This window comes from Streptomyces durbertensis (assembly GCF_014156695.1).
Taxonomy (GTDB): domain Bacteria; phylum Actinomycetota; class Actinomycetes; order Streptomycetales; family Streptomycetaceae; genus Streptomyces; species Streptomyces durbertensis.
On the sequence record NZ_WMLF01000534.1, the window covers coordinates 1 to 3,301 of the forward strand.

Below are 3,301 nucleotides of genomic sequence, written 5' to 3' on the forward strand. Positions count from 1 at the left end.
CCACCGACCCAGCGCTCCCCGCCACCGACCCAGCGCTCCCGGCGACCGAGTCCGCGGGCCCGGCGACCGAGTCCGCCGAGGGGTCCTCCGGCGGCGGGGAGCGGGAGCCGCTGCTCCGGGTGCGCGGGCTGACCAAGCACTTCCCGGTCTACGGCGGCTTCCCCTTCCGCCGGCGCGTCGGCGCGGTGCACGCGGTCGACGGTCTCGACCTCACCCTCGACGAGGGGGAGTCGCTGGGCCTCGTCGGGGAGTCCGGCTGCGGGAAGTCCACCACCGGGCGACTCCTCGCCCGCCTGCTGGAACCGACCGCCGGCACGATCGCCTACCGCGGGCGGGACGTCACCCGCGCCGGACGCCGGGAGCTGCGGCCGATCCGCTCCGAGATCCAGATGGTGTTCCAGGACCCGTACTCCTCGCTCAACCCCCGGCACACCGTCGGCCGGATCGTCGGCGCGCCACTGGAGATCAACGGCGTCACACCGCCCGGCGGCCGGGAGGCACGGGTGCGGGAACTGCTGGAGACCGTCGGACTCAACCCCGAGCACTACAACCGCTTCCCGCACGAGTTCTCCGGCGGCCAGCGGCAGCGCGTCGGCATCGCCCGTGCGCTCGCCCTGTCCCCCCGGCTCATCGTCGCCGACGAGCCGGTGTCGGCGCTCGACGTGTCGATCCAGGCCCAGGTGGTGAACCTGTTGCGCGGCCTCCAGCGGGAACAGGGCATCGCGTTTGTCTTCATCGCCCACGACCTCGCGGTGGTCCGGCACTTCTGCGAGCGGGTCGCGGTGATGTACCTCGGGCGGGTCGTGGAGACCGGCGACCGGGAGTCGCTGTACACCCGGCCGCGCCACCCCTACACGGTCGCGCTGATGTCGGCCGTCCCCGAGGTCGGGGAGACGGGCCCGGAACGCGAGCGGGTACGGCTGACCGGTGACGTGCCCTCCCCGGTCGACCCGCCGTCCGGCTGCCGCTTCCGCACGAGGTGCTGGAAGGCCCGGGAGCGCTGCGCGACGGAGACGCCGCCCCTCGCCCGCCACTCCGGCAGCCCCGCCGGGCACCTGACGGCCTGCCACTTCCCCGAGTAGGGGGCCGAGGAGGGCGGGCCTGGGCGAGGCGGGCCCGGGGCCCGGTCGGCCCGTCACCGGGCGGGCCGACCGGAACGGCGGTCAGAGGCTGCGGCGCAGGAAGTCGACCTGCAGCAGCAGCAGGTTCTCCGCGACCTGCTCCTGCGGCGTCATGTGGGTGACGCCGCTGAGCGGCAGCACCTCGTGCGGCCGGCCGGCGGCCAGCAGCGCCGACGACAGCCGCAGCGTGTGCGCCGCCACGACGTTGTCGTCGGCCAGGCCGTGGATGAGCATCAGCGGCCGGTGCGGCTCGGCGAGCGCGCCCGGACCCTCCGACGTCACCAGGGAGTTCGCGCGGTACACCTCCGGCTGTTCGTTCGGGTCGCCGAGGTAGCGCTCGGTGTAGTGGGTGTCGTACAGCCGCCAGTCGGTCACGGGCGCGCCGGACACGGCGGCGTGGAACACGTCGGGCCGTCGCAGCACGGCGAGCGCGGCCAGGTAGCCGCCGTAGGACCAGCCGCGGATCGCCACCCGGCCGAGGTCGAGCGGGAACTCCCCGGCGAGCGCGTGCAGCGCGTGCACCTGGTCGTCGAGGGTGACTCCGGCGAAGTCGTTCCGGATGGCCTTCTCCCACTCGGGGGAGCGGCCCGGTGTGCCGCGCCCGTCGGCGACGATCACCGCGAAGCCCTGGTCGGCGAACCACTGGGAGCCGAGGTAGGCGTTGTGCGCGCCGACCACCATCTGGCCGTGCGGACCGCCGTAGGGGTCCATCAGCACGGGCAGCGGGCCGTCCTGCGGGCGGTACCCGGTGGGCAGCAGCACGGCGGCCGGGATCCGGCGTTCGCCGGCCAGGCGCAGGACCGGCCGGGCGGTCAGGGTCGGGGTGTGCGCGTGGGAGGCGAGCGCGGACGTCCCGTGCGGGGTGTGGATCTCGACGCGGGAGCCCGGGTGGTCGAGCCGCGCGGTCACCGTCACCAGGACGTCGCCGCCGCGCACCGCCGAGGCGTGCACCGGACCGGGGCCCGTCAGCCGTTCGGGGGTGCCGGGCGCGGCGCCGAGGTGGGGCACCCGGTAGACGGCGACGTCGGCGACCTCGTCGGTGGAGGCGCTGAACAGCACGTCCTCCGCGCCCACGTCGAGGACCGCCCGCACGTGCAGCGTCTGGTCGGTCAGCCGGTCCTCGCCCGCGTACAGGGCGCGCGCGCCGCTCTCGTCGCCGACCCGCAGCAGCCGGCCGTCGGGGGTCCACGCCGGTGTGCCGGGGACCAGTTCCAGCCAGGCCGGGTCCTTCTCCTCGTGCACGGTCGTGGTCTCCCCGGTGTCGAGGTCCACGGAGAGGTGGCGCTGGTGGCGCTGGTCGCGGGACTGGACGAGCAGCAGCGGCGCGCCGGCCGGCGACCAGTGCACGGCCGCCAGGTACGGGTGCGCCGCGCGGTCCCAGACGACCTCCGTGCGCTGACCGCCCGCCACGGGCAGCAGGAACAGCCGCACCTCGGCGTTGGGCGTGCCGGCCGCCGGGTAGGCCACCTCGGCGGGCCGGGAGTCCGGGTTCGCGGGATCGGCGATCCACCAGCGGCGCACCGGCGACTCGTCGACCCGCGCCACCAGCAGCCGGTCGCCCTCCGGCGACCACCAGAAGCCCCGGGTGCGCTGCATCTCCTCGGCGGCGATGAACTCGGCCAGCCCGTAGGCGACCTCCGGGCCCTCCGGCTCGGCCAGCGCCCGGTCCTCGCCGCTCTCCACGTCGACGATCCGCAGCGCCCCCTCCGCGACGTAGGCGACGCGCCGGCCGTCCGGTGCCGGCCGGGGGTCCAGCACGGGCGCCGGGACCGGCAGTTCCCGGGTGGTCCCGGCACGCAGCTCGGCGGTGAACAGCCGGCCGCTGAGCGCGAAGGCGGCCAGTTCCACGGCGGCGTCGGTGGCGTAGCCCACGATGCCCGCGCCGCCCTCCCGGCTGCGTTCCCGGCGGGCGCGCTCCTCGGCGGACAGCTCCTCGTCGGCCCCGCCGAGCAGCACCGTCGGATCGGCGGCCACACGCTCGACGCCCGCCGGGTCGTCGGCCGTGGCACCGGCCAACTCCCGCACCCACAGCCGGTTGGCCCGGTCGGTCCCGGAGGACGAGCGGAGGAAGACCACCCGCGAGCCGTCCGGCGCCACGGTGAGGGAGCGCGGCGCGCCGAGGGTGAAGCGCAGGGTTCGGGCGTGCTCGCGGGGGAAGGAGCCGTGGGGGAGGGTGTCGC

The 3,301-nt window shown here is 76.0% G+C and carries 2 protein-coding genes; one reads left to right on the top strand and one right to left on the bottom strand.

What is annotated here, in order from left to right; translation table 11 throughout:
• Positions 1-110: 110 nt before the first annotated feature.
• Positions 111-1,082, top strand: coding sequence for an ABC transporter ATP-binding protein (locus GL263_RS23890; RefSeq protein ID WP_182857817.1), 972 nt, complete (start codon positions 111-113; stop codon positions 1,080-1,082).
• Between the two features lie 81 nt (positions 1,083-1,163).
• Here the strand turns inward: GL263_RS23890 and GL263_RS23895 are convergent, their stop codons facing one another.
• The gene (locus GL263_RS23895) at positions 1,164-3,254 is read right to left on the bottom strand and encodes a S9 family peptidase (protein ID WP_182857818.1); all 2,091 of its coding nucleotides are present in this window, start codon (positions 3,252-3,254) and stop codon (positions 1,164-1,166) included.
• Positions 3,255-3,301 lie beyond the last annotated feature (47 nt).